Origin of the sequence: Asanoa ishikariensis (assembly GCF_900107455.1) — a bacterium.
Taxonomy (GTDB): domain Bacteria; phylum Actinomycetota; class Actinomycetes; order Mycobacteriales; family Micromonosporaceae; genus Asanoa; species Asanoa ishikariensis.
This window is the reverse complement of record NZ_FNQB01000003.1, coordinates 909,239-925,379: the sequence shown is the minus strand read 5'-3', so window position 1 is coordinate 925,379 and position 16,141 is coordinate 909,239. Positions and strand designations below refer to the sequence as shown.

16 protein-coding genes are annotated in these 16,141 nt (G+C 71.0%); 6 read left to right on the top strand and 10 right to left on the bottom strand.

From position 1 onward, the window contains the following. Positions 1 to 30: 30 nt before the first annotated feature. Entirely contained in the window at positions 31 to 1,002 is a 972-nt protein-coding gene (locus tag BLV39_RS28295; protein WP_218137097.1) for an SLAC1 family transporter, read from the top strand. On the opposite strand, the gene BLV39_RS45135 is transcribed toward BLV39_RS28295, so the two are convergent. Together BLV39_RS45135 and BLV39_RS28290 are read right to left on the bottom strand one after the other, a co-directional pair. Next, the gene (locus tag BLV39_RS45135) at positions 986 to 1,084 is read right to left on the bottom strand and encodes an MFS transporter small subunit (RefSeq protein WP_425304718.1); all 99 of its coding nucleotides are present in this window, start codon (positions 1,082 to 1,084) and stop codon (positions 986 to 988) included. The two genes, BLV39_RS28295 and BLV39_RS45135, sit on opposite strands and share 17 nt — an antisense overlap. After that, positions 1,081 to 2,490, bottom strand: coding sequence for an OFA family MFS transporter (locus tag BLV39_RS28290; RefSeq protein WP_176985115.1), 1,410 nt, complete (start codon positions 2,488 to 2,490; stop codon positions 1,081 to 1,083). Before BLV39_RS28290 ends, BLV39_RS45135 begins: the two co-directional genes overlap by 4 nt. Before the next feature lie 175 nt (positions 2,491 to 2,665). Here BLV39_RS28290 and BLV39_RS28285 point away from each other — a divergent pair, with 175 nt between their 5' ends. Continuing rightward, positions 2,666 to 3,763, top strand: coding sequence for a pyridoxal phosphate-dependent aminotransferase (locus BLV39_RS28285; protein WP_090799437.1), 1,098 nt, complete (start codon positions 2,666 to 2,668; stop codon positions 3,761 to 3,763). Here BLV39_RS28285 and BLV39_RS28280 read toward each other — a convergent pair. Further along, positions 3,747 to 5,666: an MFS transporter gene (locus tag BLV39_RS28280; RefSeq protein WP_176985114.1), complete on the bottom strand. Its 1,920-nt coding sequence runs from the start codon at positions 5,664 to 5,666 to the stop codon at positions 3,747 to 3,749. The two genes, BLV39_RS28285 and BLV39_RS28280, sit on opposite strands and share 17 nt — an antisense overlap. A gap of 81 nt (positions 5,667 to 5,747) precedes the next feature. Here BLV39_RS28280 and BLV39_RS28275 point away from each other — a divergent pair, with 81 nt between their 5' ends. Further along, positions 5,748 to 6,599, top strand: a complete 852-nt coding sequence (locus BLV39_RS28275) for an arylamine N-acetyltransferase family protein (RefSeq protein ID WP_090800737.1) — start codon at positions 5,748 to 5,750, stop codon at positions 6,597 to 6,599. 79 nt (positions 6,600 to 6,678) lie between these two features. On the opposite strand, the gene BLV39_RS28270 is transcribed toward BLV39_RS28275, so the two are convergent. Next, positions 6,679 to 7,485, bottom strand: a complete 807-nt coding sequence (locus BLV39_RS28270) for a DUF4328 domain-containing protein (protein ID WP_176985113.1) — start codon at positions 7,483 to 7,485, stop codon at positions 6,679 to 6,681. Positions 7,486 to 7,628: 143 nt separating this feature from the next. Here BLV39_RS28270 and BLV39_RS28265 point away from each other — a divergent pair, with 143 nt between their 5' ends. Beyond that, positions 7,629 to 8,855 (top strand): EAL domain-containing protein, encoded by a 1,227-nt coding sequence (locus tag BLV39_RS28265; protein ID WP_090799428.1) that lies wholly within the window; start codon positions 7,629 to 7,631, stop codon positions 8,853 to 8,855. 136 nt (positions 8,856 to 8,991) lie between these two features. Here the strand turns inward: BLV39_RS28265 and BLV39_RS28260 are convergent, their stop codons facing one another. Beyond that, entirely contained in the window at positions 8,992 to 9,615 is a 624-nt protein-coding gene (locus BLV39_RS28260) for a lamin tail domain-containing protein (RefSeq protein ID WP_176985112.1), read from the bottom strand. A 203-nt stretch (positions 9,616 to 9,818) separates the two neighbouring features. Here BLV39_RS28260 and BLV39_RS28255 point away from each other — a divergent pair, with 203 nt between their 5' ends. Beyond that, a complete protein-coding gene (locus tag BLV39_RS28255) occupies positions 9,819 to 11,015 on the top strand; it encodes a cytochrome P450 (protein ID WP_090799425.1) in 1,197 nt (398 codons plus the stop codon). A 296-nt stretch (positions 11,016 to 11,311) separates the two neighbouring features. On the opposite strand, the gene BLV39_RS28250 is transcribed toward BLV39_RS28255, so the two are convergent. From BLV39_RS28250 to BLV39_RS28235, 4 genes are all read right to left on the bottom strand, one after another. Then, positions 11,312 to 11,698: a VOC family protein gene (locus BLV39_RS28250; RefSeq protein ID WP_090799422.1), complete on the bottom strand. Its 387-nt coding sequence runs from the start codon at positions 11,696 to 11,698 to the stop codon at positions 11,312 to 11,314. A gap of 35 nt (positions 11,699 to 11,733) precedes the next feature. Beyond that, the gene (locus BLV39_RS28245; protein ID WP_090799419.1) at positions 11,734 to 12,507 is read right to left on the bottom strand and encodes a D-Ala-D-Ala carboxypeptidase family metallohydrolase; all 774 of its coding nucleotides are present in this window, start codon (positions 12,505 to 12,507) and stop codon (positions 11,734 to 11,736) included. Positions 12,508 to 12,615: 108 nt separating this feature from the next. Then, a complete protein-coding gene (ligD, locus tag BLV39_RS28240) occupies positions 12,616 to 14,196 on the bottom strand; it encodes a non-homologous end-joining DNA ligase (RefSeq protein WP_218137096.1) in 1,581 nt (526 codons plus the stop codon). After that, positions 14,193 to 14,489: a DUF3040 domain-containing protein gene (locus BLV39_RS28235; RefSeq protein WP_176985111.1), complete on the bottom strand. Its 297-nt coding sequence runs from the start codon at positions 14,487 to 14,489 to the stop codon at positions 14,193 to 14,195. The genes ligD and BLV39_RS28235 overlap by 4 nt, the downstream gene beginning before the upstream one ends. A 186-nt stretch (positions 14,490 to 14,675) precedes the next feature. Between BLV39_RS28235 and BLV39_RS28230 the strand changes: the two genes are divergently transcribed. Further along, on the top strand, positions 14,676 to 15,245 hold the full coding sequence (locus BLV39_RS28230; protein WP_239083435.1) for a GNAT family N-acetyltransferase: 570 nt from the start codon (positions 14,676 to 14,678) through the stop codon (positions 15,243 to 15,245). A 119-nt stretch (positions 15,246 to 15,364) separates the two neighbouring features. Here the strand turns inward: BLV39_RS28230 and BLV39_RS28225 are convergent, their stop codons facing one another. Then, positions 15,365 to 16,126, bottom strand: a complete 762-nt coding sequence (locus tag BLV39_RS28225) for an isocitrate lyase/PEP mutase family protein (RefSeq protein ID WP_090799411.1) — start codon at positions 16,124 to 16,126, stop codon at positions 15,365 to 15,367. Positions 16,127 to 16,141 lie beyond the last annotated feature (15 nt).

Below are 16,141 nucleotides of genomic sequence, written 5' to 3'. Positions count from 1 at the left end.
AGGGAACCCTGAGCCGGTAACGTCGCATTCGTGGCAGCTCACACCAAAGTGCCACCAAACGTCTTCAGCATGCCGTTCGGACTGACCGGCCTGGCGGGGGTTTGGGAGACGGCGCAGTCGTACGGCATCTCCCCGGCGGGGGTCACCGACGCACTGCTGGTCCTGGCGGGGGTCGTCTGGGCGGTGTGCTGCGTCGTCTACTTCCGGCATCCCCGCGACGTGCGGGCCGACCTGACCGACGACATCTTCGCGCCGTTCATCTCGCTCGCGTTGATCACGCCCATGCTGCTGGCCGCGCAGGGGCTGGAACCTCGGGCGCACACGGCAGCGGTGGCGGTGGTCGACGTCTTCATCGCGCTCACGGTGCTGTTCGGCGGCTGGATCACGGGGCAATGGATCTACGCACCGCTGGACGCGCCGAAGATCCATCCGGGCTACTTCCTGCCCACCGTCGCCGGTGGACTCGTCGCGTCCGCCGCCGCGTCCGACATCGGCCAGCGCCGGCTCGCCGAGTTCCTGTTCGGGCTGGGCCTGATCTGCTGGCTGGTGATGGGTTCGATCATCATGAACCGGCTGTTCGTGAACCCGCTGCTGGCGCCGCCACTGATCCCGACGCTGGCCATCGAGGCGGCGCCGGCGGCGGTCGCCAGCCTGGCCTACCTCGCACTCAACGGCAACCGGATCGACCTGGTCGCCACGGCCATCGCCGGGTACGGCGTGCTCCTCGTGATCGCCCAGTTCCGTTTCCTGCCCGCGTTCGTCCGGCTGAAGTTCGGCCCCGGGTTCTGGGCGTTCTCGTTCGCCTACGCCGTCGTCGCCAACGTCACGCTGATCTGGATCAACATGGGCCGGCCGGCGCCCCACCTCGCGCTGAGCTGGTTGGTGATCGGCCTGATCACACTGCTGGTCGGCGGCATCGCCCTGCGCACGCTGGTCGCGGTCGCCCGCGGCCGATACCTGCCCAGGCCGACGCCGCCGACGAAGGTCACTGGAACAGCTTGACCGCGGTGATCACGGTCTCCACCACTCCGTAGCCCAACAGGATCGCGATCAAGGTCCAGGACACCGCGAGCCGCGTACTCATGCCGCCGCCTCCTTGTGTTTGGTCGGTTTCGCCTGAGTTGCCGCCTGCTCGTGATACCGCTCCGGCACCGGCCGGATCAGCAGGTTCGCCAGGAACCCGATCGCCAGCACACCGACCATGGTGAACAGCGCCGGCCGGTACGCCTCGGCGGTCAGCGAGCCAGGCTTGCCCTGCGCGTCGAGGAACCCGTTGATGATCAGCGGTCCGGCCACGCCCGCCGCCGACCAGGCGGTCAGCAGCCGGCCGTGGATCGCGCCCACCTGGTAGGTGCCGAACAGGTCGCGCAGGTACGCCGGCACGGTCGCGAACCCGCCGCCGTAGAACGACAGGATCACGCCCGCGAGCAGCACGAACAGTGCGGTCGCGGTGTGCCCGACCGAGGCCAGCAGGGCGTAGAGCACCATGCCGACGCCGAGGTACACCAGGTAGATCGGCTTGCGGCCGATCAGATCCGAGGTGGACGACCAGGCGAACCGGCCGGCCATGTTGAACAGCGAGAGCACGCCGACGAAGCCGGCGGCCGCCGAGACGGCGACGGTCGACGTCGTACCCTCCCGGAAGAAGTCCTGGATCATCGGGCTGGCCTGCTCCAGGATGCCGATGCCGGCGGTCACGTTGCAGAACAGCACGATCCAGAGCAGCCAGAACGAGCGCGTCCTGATCGCGTTGGCGGCCGACACGCTCGCGGTGGTGACCAGCGGCTTGGCCGCCACGGTGGCCGGGTCGAAGCCCTCCGGCCGCCAGCCCTCGGCCGGCACCCGCACGTTGAACACCCCGAACATCATGATCAGGAAGTACCCGATGCCCAGGGTCAGGAAGAGCGCCACGAGCGCGCCGCCCGACGCGACCGAGGTGCTGACGTTGGGGTCGTAGCCCGCGTCGTAGAACGACAGGAGCTGGCGAGAGGCCGGGCCGGCGATCAGCGCGCCGCCGCCGAAGCCCATGATGGCCAGCCCGGTGGCGAGGCCCGGCCGGTCGGGGAACCACTTGATCAGGGTGGAGACGGGGGAGATGTAGCCGATGCCCAGGCCGATGCCGCCGATCACCCCGTACCCGAGGTAGACCAGCCAGAGCTGTTCGGTCGCGATGCCGAGCGCGCTGACCAGGAAGCCGGTGGCCCAGAACGAGGCCGAGACGAACATCGCCTTGCGCGGTCCGTTGTTCTCCACCCAGGTGCCGGCGACGGCGGCCGACAGGCCGAGCATGACGATCGCGATGCTGAAGATGATGCCGATCGCGGTCTGGCTCGCGCCGAAGTGCGCGACGAACGAGTTCTTGTAGACGCTGGTGGCGTACGCCTGGCCGATGCACAGATGCACGGCGAGCGCCGCGGGGGGAATCAGCCACCTGCTGAACCCCGGGGGTGCGACGGTGTGCTCACGATCGAGAGCGGATAACAGGGCCATTGGTGTGCCTCCTGCCGCAATGAACCGTTTCGATAGTAAGACGATCATGAATGTCTCGCATGTCGAAGCGCGCGGTCGGATCTTCGCGGTGAGCGGTCGTGGTGGGTCGCCGACCGGACCACCGTCCGCCGATTGGCTCTGCCTCTCGCGTCGGCTTTGTGGCCACCATCGGTGGATGGAACGCTTTCCGCCCACGCCGATGTCCGACCTCGTCGACGAGCCGTGCCGGTACGACCTGGGGGAGAGCACGAGCCCGCCGCTGCGCCTCGGTTCGCTGCTCACTCCGGGGCTGCTCGACGACCTGGCCATCGGGTACGGGACGACGCCCGGTTCGCCCGCGCTGCGTACCGTGGTGGCCAAGGATCTTGGTGTCGACGCCGACGAGGTGCTGCTGACGCCCGGCGGTGTCGCGGGGATGTTCCTGCTCGCCATGGTCACCTGCGAGGCCGGCGACCACGCGGTGGTGGCGACGCCGTGCTTCCCGCCGGCGGTGTCGGTGCTGAACTCACTGCGCGCCTCGGTCTCGACGGTGCCGCTGTCCTTCGACGCGGGCTACCGGCTCGACGTGCCCGCTGTTGTGGCGGCCGTCCGCCCCACGACCCGGCTGGTCTCGGTCGCCTCACCCCAGAACCCGTCCGGCGTACGTCTTGCCGCCCGCGACCTGGCCGACCTGGTGGCCGGGGTGGCGGCGGTGGCACCGGACGCGGTGGTGCTGGTGGACGAGACCTACCGGGACGGCGCGTACGACGGTGTGCCGGCACCGTCGGCCGCGTCGCTCGGCCCGTCGGTGGTGACGTGCTCGTCGCTGTCGAAGGCCTATGGCGCCCCAGGCCTGCGGGTCGGCTGGCTGACCGCGACCGCGCCCGCGTTGTACGAGCGGCTGCGCCGAGCCAAGTTCACGACGCTGATCACCGGGTCGGGCGTCGACGAGCTGCTGGCGTTGGAGGTGCTGCGGCAGCGGGATTCGGTGCTGGGTTCGCGGCGGGAGGCGTTGGGCTTTGCCCTGGCCACCCTGACGTCCTGGGTGTCGGAGGTGCCTTCGCTGGAGCTGCTTCGCCCGGATGCCGGCGCGCTCTGCTGCCTGCGGTTGCGGCCGGAGGTGTCGGTCTCGCGGTTCTACGCCGCGCTTGCCGCGCGCGATGTGCGGGTGGGGCGAGGGTCCTGGTTCTTCGAGTCCGACCGGGTGTTCCGGCTGGGGTTCGGACACCTGCCGCCGGACGTCTTCGGGGAGGCTCTGGAGCGGCTGGGCTCCGCGGTCAACGCGGCTTCGTGAGCTGGGTGTCGGCCGGGCGGGCCGCGGCGGCGGTGGCCACGTCGGTGCGGTAGGTGCGCCGGGCCCGAAGCAGGAGCAGGCCGTTGAGCAGCAGTGGCACGAGCATGATGAGGAACGCGGAGCGCAGCCCGCCACCGCGCCCGGCCGGGCCACCGAGCTCGTCGGCGACGAATCCGAAGGCGACGGGGCCGGCCGCTTCGGCGGCGAGCTGGAGCACGGTGCGCACGCTCTCCGCGCGCCCCCACAGCGCGGCGGGCACGATGTCGAGCCGGGCGGCGCCGAGCGGCGGATTGGCGGCGGCGAGGCAGCAGGCGCCGAGGGTGAAGAAGCCGATCGACAACCAGATCTCGGCGACGAGCAGGCCGGGCAGGAAGAACAGTGCGGCCGCCGAGTAAGCGACCGCCGGCACCGTGACCCGCGCCCGCGTGTGGCGTCGGCGTAATGCCCGGTCGGTCAGCCGGCCGCCGAACAGGGTGCCGGCCACCGCCCCCAGCCCGATCGGAATGACGACCAGGCTGACCAGACCCTGCGACAGCCCGTACCGATCGAGGGCGAAGATCAATGCGAAGGTGCGCAGCCCGGCGAAGAAGAAGTACCCGATCGCGGTGGCAACGATCAGCGTCCGGACAGTACGAATACCGAGCACGTACCGCGCGGCCTGCCAGAAGCTCATGGCGTTCGGGTCGTCACGCAGCACCCGACCCGGATCGGGCGGAACCCCCTCGTCAAGAACAGCCTCCCGGCCACGGTCCAACACCTGGCCGTGATCGGGGTCCGCCGCCTGTTCCCGGCCGTGGCCCAGCGCCTGTTCCCGGCCGTGGCCCAGCGCCTGTTCCCGGGCGTGGTCTGCGGCCTGTTCCTGACCGCGGTCCGGCGCCTGCTTCCGGCTGGGGCTCAGCGCCTGTTCCCGGGCGTGGTCTGCGGCCTGTTCCTGACCGCGGTCCGGCGCCTGCTTCCGGCTGGGGCTCAGCGCCTGTTCCTGGGCGTGGTCTGCGGCCTGTTCCTGGGCGTGGTCCGCCGCCTGTTTTCGGCCGTGGCCCATTTCCTGGCCTTGGCCGTAGTCCGGATCCTGACCCTGGTCCAGGTCCCGACTGCGGACCTGGTGCTGGCCGTCGTCCCGGCTGTGGCTCTGGTCCGGGCCGTGGTCCGGGCCGTGGTCCGGGCCGTGGTCCCGGCCGTGGTCCCGGCCGTGGATCGGATCCTGGCTGCGGTCTTGGTCCCGTCGCCGGTGCAGGCCTGCGGCGGGTGGTAAGCGGCTGGCGCCGGTGCGGCTGGGCTCGGGCATCAGCCGCCAGAGCGCGGCAGCCAGCCCGAGGCTGAGCACGGCAAGCCCGAGGAAGGGCGCCCGCCACGAGAGCCAGGCAGCGACGTCGCCGCCGACCAGTAGGGCGAGGCCGGCGCCGACCAGCTCACCGGTGAGTACCCAGCCGTAGATCTTCGCCCGTTCGCCGGCGGGAAAGAGGTCGCCGATCAGCGAAGCGACGATCGGGCCGGAGGCGGCCACCGCGGCGCCGAGGGTGATCCGGGACAGCAGCAGCCAGAGGTAGTCCGGCGCGAGCCCGCCGACCACCATCGAGGCGCCCCAGACGGCGATCGTGATCGCGAGCAGCCGGACCCGGAGGGTCCGGTCGGCGAGCACGCCGGCTATCGGGGCGGCGACAGCGCCGACCCCGGACGAGACGGTCGCGAAGAGGCCGAGCTGCGCGTGCGAGATGCCGAGGTCGGCCTCCAACGGCGCGCCGACCGCTCCGATCGTCCCGCTGTCGGCGGAGTTCAGCGCCAGCACGAACGCCAACAGGACGATCACGCGGGCCCGGACCGGCCCGCCCAGAGCTTCCGACAGTCGGGCGATCAAACGCCTCGGCCCGGCCCCCGCGCGTACCCCCGGCAGCCGGCCTTCCACCAATGCCGCATACCCGGCGCACCGCCCGGGATGCGTGGGCGCGCCACGGAAAACGTCGCACCCTCGCGTTAGCGTCACCGCATGATCGACGTGTCCACCTACCTCCGTCGGCTCGGCCTGCGCGCCGAGCCGCCGAGCGCCGCCGCCCTCGCCACGCTGCACCGTGCCCACGCCGAGCGCATCGCCTACACCACGTTCGACATCCACCTCGGCCGCACCACCACTGTCGATCCGCTCGAGTCAGCCGACCGGATCGCCCGTCTCGGCCGGGGCGGCTACTGCTACCACCTCAACGGCGCGATGTCCGCGCTGCTCACCGAGCTGGGCTACGACGTGCGCTGGCACGTGGGCGGCGTCCAGGGCCACGCGGCCGCCGAGCCGGTCGGTGCCAACGGCAACCACCTGGTGCTGACCGTCCACGGCCTACCCACACCGGAGTGCCCGGCCGGCGTCTGGTTCGCCGACGTGGGCCTAGGCGACGGCCTGCACGCACCGGTCCCGTTGACGCCGGGCTCCTTCGAGCAGGGCCCCTACGCGTTCCACCTAGGCCACTCGGCGGTCGAGCCCGACGGCTGGCGCCTGACCCACGCCCCGTTCGGCGCCTTCGTCGGCATGGACTTCCGCACGGCCGAGGCGATGCCTGCCGACTTCGCGGCGATGCACGTCGAGCTGACCACGTCGCCGGAGTCCGGCTTCGTCCGCACACTGACCGCCCAACGCAGGCACGTCGCGGGAGCCGACATCCTGCGCGGCCTGACCCTGACGACGGTCAGCGCAACCGGCATCGCCCGGCGCGACGTCACCAACCGGGAAGAGTGGTGGGCCATGCTTGCCGGCCTGTTCAACCTAGGCCTCGACGACGTGACCGCCGAGGAACGCACGGCCCTGTGGGACCGGGTCCGCGCCACCCACGAAGCACGGGTGGCGGCGTAGGGTCCGCGCGAGTCGGTGAGCGGCGGACCGAGGCGAGGCCCGGACCAGGCCGCGGTCTCGTCGGCCTGGTCCGGGCCGGTCAGCCCTTCGAGAGAGAACCCAGGCCCTGCCACACCTCCCTGACGAGGCGGACGCTGCGGTTCGCCGTTCTCACGAACAGGATGGTGGTGATAGTCCACAAGGGATACGTCACGAACCGCATGTCGGCCTGTGTCCCGTGCAATGCGCCACCGCGCGCGGTGGTCAGGTCGTAGAGCCACCGCACCACGACGCAGGCAACGGTGAGGAGAACGAGCGTCCACCATCGACCGATCCGGATTCGCTGCTCCGGCTGACGCCGAGGCGACCGAAGCACCTGTTCAGGAGGCAGAGCGTCGCCGCCCCCGTGCGGGTCGCGCATCTGGTCGGGCGGCCGAATGTCGCTGGCCTGGTGCAGGTCGCGCGCCTGGTCGGGCGGCCGAATGTCGCTGGCCCGGTGTAGGTCTCGCACCACGAGGTAGGGGATGGCCAGGTTGGCGATCGGGATGAACCAGCCGCCCACCGCCCACCCAGGCGCCCAGGTCGACGCGCCGGCGAGTCGTTGCGCGGTGCGGGACGCCTGGTACAGCCAGGCGATGAAGGCGGCCCCGGCGACCAGAGCGACGACGAACCACACCTGACGCCCCACAGTGGACGGTTCAACACCAGTCGGAGAGAGGTGGTCCAGCAGCAGATAGGCGTACAGCGCGGGCGTGATCGGGTCGAGGTTCCCGTGCGTCACCGAGTCGATCCGCTGCTCGTAATGGCCCACCGCGAGCACCGTGCGCAGCACGTCGGCGGCGGCGAGTGCGACCAGCGCCCATACCGCCAGCCGGCTCGTCGTCGTGGGTCCGGGCGGGTCCGCCACTGGGGCCACACCTCCTTCGCGGCTTCCGGAGAGTATGGCGGTCGTCCCGCTATGGGTTCTTACTGGCTCTTCGTCGGGATAAAAACGGACCCGAGCTACCAGAAGCGGTGGCGGTGACACGGCCTTCATCGCAGGCTCGGAGTATGGGCTTCGAGGTAGACCTTCCGGTTGACGAAGAGTTCGACGACATCATGCGGGAGCGGCTGATCGAGCCGGTCTTCCAGCCGGTGGTCTCGCTCGTCGACCAACGGCCGGTCGGCTACGAGGCGTTCGCCCGGGGGCCGGAAGGTCGGCTGCGTAGCCCGGCCGCGTTGTTCGCGGCGGCCACGGAGGCCGGCCGGGCGGCCGAGCTCGACGAGTTGTGCGCGGTCCTCGCGAGCCGGGCGTTCCACGACGCCGGGATGCGGGAGCTCGCCCTGTTCATCAACTTCAACCCCGACACCCTCAGCAACGAGACCGAGGACGGGGTGACACCCGCGTACGCCGAGGTGATGGGTGACAGCAACGTGGTCGTGGAGATCACCGAGAAGGCGGTGACCCGCCGCCCCGCCGGGCTGCTCGACGCCGTCGGCGACGCGCGTAAGCGCACCGCGCGGATCGCGCTCGACGACATCGGCGTCGACCCGGCGAGCCTGGCCGCGATGCCGCTGATCAACCCCGACGTGATCAAGCTCGACCGCACGATCATCCAGAACGACGCGGCGGACTCGCATGTCATCAACGCCGTCCTCGAGGACGCGCTGCTGCGTGGCGCGCAGATCGTGGCCGAGGGAGTCGAGCGGCACGAGCACGTGGACGTCGCCCGTTCACTCGGCGCGACCCTCGGCCAGGGGTGGCTTTTCGGCCGGCCGGGGCCGCTGCCGACCGCCATCCGTCCGTCGGACCAACTGCTCGCGCGGGTGGGCCCGCGGCCGGCGCAGCGCACAACCCCGTACGACGTGCTGGCCCGCACCGAACCGGTCAGCCCAACTGCGGCCGCCGAACTGGACGCGATGTCGGCGCAGATCGAGAACCAGGCGACCCAGGCGAAGGACGCGGCGATCCTCGTCGTCAACATCGGCGACCTGCGGTACATGGCGGTGGACAGCCTGATCACGTACGCCTACTTGAACAGCCGCGGCGTCGAGGTCTTCCTGGTCGGCCACGGCGTGCCGTTCACCCCGGGCGGCCGGGTGCGCGGCATCCCGCTGGCCGAGGACGACCCGTTGCGCCAGGAGCGGACGACCCTGCTGGTCGGCAGCAGCTACGGCAGCGGTGTCTTCGCCCGCCGCCAGCCCGGCAGCGACGCCTTCGTCGCCGGCACCTGCTACGAGTGGGATCGCGTCGTCGAAGCCACCCTGCCGCTGGTCAGCCGCGTCGAGCAGATCTAAGACCAAGCAAGGGACCCTTGTTAACGCTTTCCGCATAGGAAGGGACCCTTGCTAACGCACCGCGAGGGCTGCCCACGGTAAAACGGGAGGACTCCGGTGGCAGAAGCCACCGGAGCCCTCCCCGATCAAACCTGGGTCAGCAGGCGACCCGGCCCACCCCGTCGCGGTCGCGGTCGCCCCGGCCGTCACGGCCATCGCGACCGTCACCATCGCGACCGTCACGGCCATCGCGACCGTCACGACCGTCACGGCCATCACGACCGTCACGGCCATCGCGACCGTCACGGCCATCGCCGTCACGGAAGTCGCGCTCGCGGTACGAGCAGCTGTCGATCGCCCGGCCGCGCGGGCCGGTCAGGGTGGCGGTGTCGCCGTCGTTGTTCCAGATGTGGTTGCCACTCCGCCAGAAGACGGCGCGGTTGGTGTTGCGGCCGTTACCGGTGTGCAGGCGGACCGTGCCGCCGTCGCCCGCGATCCACACGTTGCCGAACCGGTAGACGTGGTTCACGCGGTCCGAGATCTCGTAGCCGTTCAGGTTCACGGCGCGGCGGCCGTGGTTGACCAGCGTCAGGAACTCGCCGTTGAGGCTCTGGTTGGTGCGGGTGTCGCGGCCGGGTGCGTCGTACTGGATCGACTGGATCTGCACGACGGCCGGAGCCGGACGCTGCGGGCGCGGCGCCGCCGAGGCCGATGCGGCACCGACGAGGACGGACCCGAGGGCGATCAGTGAAGCGGAAGCGATTCCGACGATCTTGCGCACAACTTCCTCCGAAGGTGTCCTTGGTGTAACGGGGATGTTCAGATCATTGCGGACATCTGGCACCAAAAGCACGTCAAAAACGTCCCGTAACGTCCGAATCGTCCAATTCATCCTATTGCGGTCGTCGGATCAGTCATGATCAGCTGTCCGCTCGGCATTGGCCCGCGGCCGTTAGGGTGGCTGGGGGCAGGGGAGGGCACGAAATGGACTTTCAGACCGCTCTGACGTCGCTGTCCAGGCCGGAAGGACGCCTCGATCCGTACCCCGCGTACGACGTCATCCGCGCCCACGCGCCGGTCTTCGACACGCCGGACGGCCGCTGGTACGTCAGCACCCACGCGCTGACCAGCCGCCTGCTGCGCGACCCGGGCCTGCGTGTCGCGGACGCCGCCGACTACGACGGTTTCTGGCCGACCTGGCGGGACAACCGTGGTGTCGCGTCGATCGTGCTGTCCATGTTGCAGACCAACGCGCCGGACCACACGCGGGTACGCCGGGCAGCCGCCGCAACCTTCACCGCCCGGCGTGTCGCCGCCCTCCGCGACGTCATCGCCGCCCAGGCGCAGGACCTCGTCAAGGAGATGCCGGGCGAGGCGGACTTCATGACCGCGTTCGCGTACCCGCTGCCGATCGGTGTGATCTGCGCTCTGCTCGGCATTCCGGAGGCCGACCGGCCGTGGTTCCGCCAGCGGGCCGCCGACCTGACCGCGGTGCTCGAGATGGTCAGCACCGAGGAGGAGATGCGGCTCGCGGACGTGGCCGGGCGCGACCTGGAGGACTACTTCATCGGCCTGATCGCCGAGCGCCAGCGGGCACCGCAGGAGGACCTGACCAGCGCCCTCGTCGCCGCCGCGGCCGACGACGCCGGCCTGACCGGCGCGGAACTACTGGCCAACCTCGTGCTGTTGCTGGTCGCCGGCTTCGAGACGACCACCAACCTGCTCGGCACCGGCATCGCGATCCTGCTGGAGCGTCCAGATCTCGCCGACCGGCTGCGCGCCGATCCGGACCTCGCGCCGGCGTACGTCGAGGAGATGCTGCGGTACGACTCGCCGGTGCAGCTAACCTCCCGCTCCACCACCGAGCCGCTCGACGTCGGGGACGGGCTCACGCTGCCGGCGGGAGCGGATCTGACCATCCTGCTCGGCGCCGCCAACCGGGACCCGGCTCGCTACCCGGACCCGCACCGCTTCGACCCGGACCGCCCCAACATCCAGCCGGTCTCCTTCGGCGGCGGCGCCCACTACTGCCTCGGCGCGCCGCTGGCCCGGCTCGAGGCCCAGGTCGCGTTCCCGCTCCTGCTGACCATGCTGCCCCGGCTGGCCCTGGCCGAGGGCGCCGAGCGCCGCGACCGCCTGGTCCTGCGCGGCTACGCCACGCTCCCGGTCACCACGACCTGACCAATCCATCTTCCTAGGACGCTTTAGAGGGTGTGACCACACCGGACAGTGCGGCGTCCGCGCCGCATCCACCGACGGTCGCGGCGGAGGGCGGTTCACGGCGCAGGGTCGCGGCGGCGGGTCACCCGCGCGGGTCGCCGTCCGCGCCCAGCGCTCGCTGGCGTGCGGTCACCGAGGATCGCGGCGCAGCGGGTGCTCAGGCGGCACTTCGACAGGGCTCGCTGGCGTGCGGTCACCGAGGATCGCGGCGTAGCGGGTGCTCAGGCGGCACTTCGACAGGGCTCGCCGGCGTGCGGTCACCGAGGATCGCGGCGCAGCGGGTGCTCAGGCGGCACTTCGACGAGGACGATACGTACGCCGTCCGGATCTTCGATCGACATCTCGACCAGCCCCCAGGGCTCCGTCCGTGGCGAACGGGTGACGGTCACCCCGGCCGCGACCAGACGTGAATGCTCGGCCCGCACGTCGCGCACCTGGAGCCAGATCTGCACCGGCCCCGGCGCCTCACCGGGCGAGCCGCCGGAGACCTCCAGCAACCCCTGGCCGAGGAAGAAGACCAGCCCCGGATGCGAAGGCGGCCCGAACTCGCGGTAGACCGCGAGCCCGAGCACCTCCCGGTAGAAACGCTGGCTGCGCTCGACGTCGGACGGTCGGAGCAGGATGCGGCTGCTGAGTACCTCCATGGCTCCAACATGCCGTGCCGCGGCGCCCGAAGGGGTCAGTTGTCGTCTAGCGGGTCCCGCATGCTTCGGCCGCCGACGCCGCAGTTGGGTGCCGACCAGAAGCGGCTCGGGCGGCCGTCGACGTGGGTGTGGTCGTTGTGGTCCGGGTAGCCGGGGCCGAGGATGCCCGCGAACCCGTGATTGCGGGCCGCCTGGGCCAACGTGCACAGCGAGTGCGGCCCGGCGCCGAGGTCGGCGGCGTCGCCGTAGAGGTGACGGCTGCTGCTCGCCCCGCCGACCGCGGAGTTGCAGGCCTGGCTGCGGAACCCGCTCGTGACCCGGATCTGTTGGTCGCCGAGGGCGTGCCGGAGCGCCTGGAGCTTCCACATGGTGACCAGGGCGTTGAACCGCGCCGTGGCCGCCGAGACGTTGCCGCCCGCCCAGGTGCTGTTGCAGTTGTTGAGCTCCGCGTAGGCGAAGTTGACCGGCGTGCAGTCGTCGTCCTGCAGCGCGTAGAGGCGGTTGAACGTGTTGGGGCCGGCGATGCCGTCGGCGCCCAGGCCGTACGCCTGCTGGAACCGGACCACCGCCGACCGGGTCGCCGGGCCGAAGGCGCCGTCGATCCCGATGACGCCGCCGGTGCCGGGGTAGCCGGCGACTCGGATCTGAAGCTGGCGCACGTCTTCGCCGGACATGCCCTCGGACAGCGTGCGACCCCAGGTGTAGCAACCGTCGGCCTGCGCGGCGCCCGCGGTCGTGACCAGGCCGACCGCCGTCGACGCGACGGCGAGGGAGAGGACTGCGAGAAGCTTGGTGAGTACGCGGCGCATGGAGCGCCTCCCGTCAAGTGGGAAACATTGACGGATGGAAGTATCTCCATGCGAGATGGCGACGTCAATAATCGCCGGTTAACGACAGCCGCGCGGCAAAAAGTTCCGTCACTTCAGCCGGGGCAGCTTCTGCCGGGCCACCACCACGTCGTGGAACGGGTCGCCCTCGGTCGCCAGCCGACGCAGAACCGTCTTCATGGTGAACGTGTCCGGTCGCAGCTTGCGGTCGGAGAGCTCGTCCCAGTGGATCGGCGCCGACACCGGCGCACCGGCCGCCGGCCGGGGACTGTAGGGCGCGACCAGCGTGTTGCCGATCGCGTTCTGGGTGTAGTCCAGCCGCGCCAGACCGTCCCGCTCGGACTTCTGCCACTTCCAGCTCACCAGCTCCGGTGCCGCCGCGGCGACCGTGCGGGACAGCTTCTCGACCCAGGCGCGCGTGGTCGCGTACGACGGGCCGCGGGTGATCGGGATCCAGATCTGGATGCCGCGCTTGCCGGTCAGCTTGGCCCGGGACAGCACGCCGAGATGGTCCAGCGCGTCGCGGTGCAGCCGGGCCAGCGCCACCAGGTCCGCCCACTTCGTGTCGGTGCCCGGGTCGAGATCGATCAGGGCGTACGTCGGCTTGTCCGGCTTGTCCACCTGGGACGTCCACGCGTGCCACTCCAGCGCCCCGGAGTTGGCCGCCCACAGCAGCGCCGCCGGTTCGTCGGCGACAAGATAGGTCCGCGAGTCGCCCGGTGCGGCGTCCGGGTTGTCCCAGCGGGCGAGCCAGTCGGGCGCGTGCCCGGGGAGCTCCTTCTGCCAGAACCCCTTGGTGCCCGCGCCGTCGGGATAGCGGTGCAGGTTGAGCGGCCGCCGGGTCAGGTAGGGCAGGATCGTCGGCGCGATCTGGGCCGTGTAGCGCAGGAAGTCCCGCTTGGTGATCGGCTTGCCCCGCCCGCGCCCCGGAAACAGCACCTTGTCGAGGTTGGTCACCTTGAGGTCGCGGCCGAAGACGTGCCAGGTGCCCTGGGTCTTGAGCCGGTCCAGCGCCTTGAGCTCGTCCGGGTCGGCCTCGGTCCCGGCGTCGGGCTTCAGGGCCAGGCTGGCCGTCGCCGCCGGCAGGTCCGACCGCCACAGCCGGTCCGGGTCCGCCTTCACCTCGTCGTTGGTGCGCCCGGAGAGGACCGACTGGGGATGCTTCTCCGGATCCCAGTTCGGCTTCGCGTACGCGTCCTTCTTGTGCAGGAGGATCCAGTCGTCGGCCCGGGTGCGTACGAAGACGAACCGGCCGTTGAGCTTCTCGCCGTGCAGGTCGGCGTGCAACTCACCGTCGGCGATCGCCTTGGCCGGGTCCTGCTCCTGCGGCTCCCACGTGCCGATGTCCCAGACGATCACGTCGCCGCCGCCGTACTCGCCGGCCGGGATCACGCCCTCGAAGTCGATGTACTCCATGGGGTGGTCCTCGACGTGGTACGCGCCGCGGCGCACCCCGGCACTGAGCGTCGGGCCCTTCGGCACCGCCCAGCTCACCAGCACACCGTCGATCTCGAGGCGAAAGTCGTAATGGAGGTTGCGGGCCCGGTGCCGCTGCACCACGAAGCGCCGCTCGGGAGAGTTGGGGCCGGCCTTCCGTGCGCCGGACGGCTCGGGCGTCTTGCCGAAGTCCCGCTTGCCTCGATAGGGCGCGAGCTTCTCGCGTGCGGTCACCACGGGTTGCGGGATCGTCGGCGCCAGCGCGGGGAGGCGGTGCGGCCGACGAACCAGGTCATCATGGCGAGCGCCGCGACGACACCCAGCGCGGCCACGCCGGGCCGGTTCCACATGATCAGCATCATCGGCGTCAGGGCGAGCAGCGCGACGATGATCACGATAGGCACCACGAGCCCCAACCATTGCCGGCTGCGCCCTCGCATCCGCCTGGCGAACCGCGGATCTTCGAGCGCCAGGTGCCGCTCGATCTCGGCCAACCGCTGCCGGTCGCTCTGACTGAGCACGGCCATCGCCTCCGTACAACCTGTGGTCATGCCGTACATATCGGCGCATACCCAGCCCGGCGACCTTCATGCCGCCCAGTCCTTTGCTCTGCACCCACATACGCACCACCGCCGCCCAGGGGTGGTGCGTATGTGGGTGCAGAGCAAAGCCCCCCGGAGCAACAGGCTGATCAGCGCGGATATCGTCGCCGGGTGCCTTCTCTTGTGACTCCCGCGGTGCCGCCCGGCGCGATGTCCGCGACCAAACAGCCCGAGATCGACGGCGACGGTGTCCGGTTGCGGCCCTGGCGTCCGGATGACCGCGAGCTGGTGCTGGCCGGCTACGCCGACCCGGACGTCCAGCGCTGGCACTGCCGCTCGATGACCCCGCTGGAGGCCGACGCCTGGATCGCCTCGTGGCGCGGCCGCTGGAGCGGGGAGAGCGGCGCCGGTTTCGCGATCGAGCGCGACGGCGCGGTGGCCGGCCAGATCAGCCTGCGCCGGATCGATCTGGCCGAGGGTCTGGCGGAGGTCTCCTACTGGGTGCTACCCACCGCCCGCGGCGCCGGGATCGCCGGGCGGGCGCTGACCGCGCTCACGGGCTGGTCGTTCGGCAAGCTCGGGCTGCACCGGATCGAGGTCGCCCATTCGACCGCCAACCCGGCCTCGTGCGCGGTCGCCGAACGGGCCGGCTTCGTCCTGGAGGGCACCAAGCGGGCCGAGGCCAAGCACGCCGACGGGTGGCACGACACGCACCTGCACGCCCGCCTCGCCACGGACTAACGGGCCACGAACAGGCCGGGCCGCGAACGGGCCAGGCCGCGAACGGGCCAGGCCACGAACGGCCGGGCCACGAACGGCCGGGCCACGAACGGCCGGGCCACGAACGACCTGGCCATGGACTAACGGGCGTAGCGGATCAGGCGGTCCTGTATCTCCGCATATGAGGTCACCGCCGGCGGCGCCACCCCGTCGCGTACGCCGATGGCCACCGCGACCGCCGCGTCGAGGGCGGCCCGGTAGGGGAGTGAGCCCGTGCTGACCCGGCGGATGCCCAGGTCGGCCAGATGCGGCAGGGACAGCTCCGGGATCACCAACACGTTGAGCGGCACCGGGAGGTTGACCGCCAGGTCGCGCAACTCGGCCGGCTTCGTCGCGCCGGGAACGAAGATGCCGTCCGCACCGGCCGAGACGTAGGCCGCGGCCCGCTCCAGCGTCGCCGACAGGGTGGCGTCCTGGCCCAGCCAGTACGTGTCGCTGCGGGCGTTGACGTACACGTCGGGGTTGCGGGCCTTGATCGCGGCGATCTTCTCGGCGTGCGCGGCCGGTTCGACCAGCCGTCCGTCGGTGCTGTCCTCCACGTTGACACCCGCGACGCCCAGGCTCGCGACGTACTCCGCGACCTCACCCGGGTCGGCCGAGTAGCCGTCCTCGATGTCGACGGAGACGAAGGCCGGCAGGGCCGACAGGGCGTGGGCGAGGGCACGGGAGGCGTCGCGGGTCGCGGCCCGGCCGTCCGGTATGCCCAGGCCCGCGGCGACACCGAAGCTCGTGGTGCCGACCGCGGGGAAGCCGGCCTCGACGAACGCGAGCGCCGAGGCGACGTCCCACGCGTTGGGCAGCAGCAGGGGCAACGCGCCGTCGTGGAGCTCTCGGAACGTCATGCCCGGACGCTACCG

Excerpts from the sequence above, each read along its gene's own strand:
- BLV39_RS45135 (WP_425304718.1), bottom strand. The coding sequence starts at position 1,084 with ATGAGTACGCGGCTCGCGGTGTCCTGGACCTTGATCGCGATCCTGTTG.
- BLV39_RS28290 (WP_176985115.1), bottom strand. The coding sequence starts at position 2,490 with ATGGCCCTGTTATCCGCTCTCGATCGTGAGCACACCGTCGCACCCCCG.
- BLV39_RS28285 (WP_090799437.1), top strand. The coding sequence starts at position 2,666 with ATGGAACGCTTTCCGCCCACGCCGATGTCCGACCTCGTCGACGAGCCG.
- BLV39_RS28275 (WP_090800737.1), top strand. The coding sequence starts at position 5,748 with ATGATCGACGTGTCCACCTACCTCCGTCGGCTCGGCCTGCGCGCCGAG.
- BLV39_RS28265 (WP_090799428.1), top strand. The coding sequence starts at position 7,629 with ATGGGCTTCGAGGTAGACCTTCCGGTTGACGAAGAGTTCGACGACATC.
- BLV39_RS28255 (WP_090799425.1), top strand. The coding sequence starts at position 9,819 with ATGGACTTTCAGACCGCTCTGACGTCGCTGTCCAGGCCGGAAGGACGC.
- BLV39_RS28250 (WP_090799422.1), bottom strand. The coding sequence starts at position 11,698 with ATGGAGGTACTCAGCAGCCGCATCCTGCTCCGACCGTCCGACGTCGAG.
- BLV39_RS28245 (WP_090799419.1), bottom strand. The coding sequence starts at position 12,507 with ATGCGCCGCGTACTCACCAAGCTTCTCGCAGTCCTCTCCCTCGCCGTC.
- BLV39_RS28235 (WP_176985111.1), bottom strand. The coding sequence starts at position 14,489 with ATGGCCGTGCTCAGTCAGAGCGACCGGCAGCGGTTGGCCGAGATCGAG.
- BLV39_RS28225 (WP_090799411.1), bottom strand. The coding sequence starts at position 16,126 with ATGACGTTCCGAGAGCTCCACGACGGCGCGTTGCCCCTGCTGCTGCCC.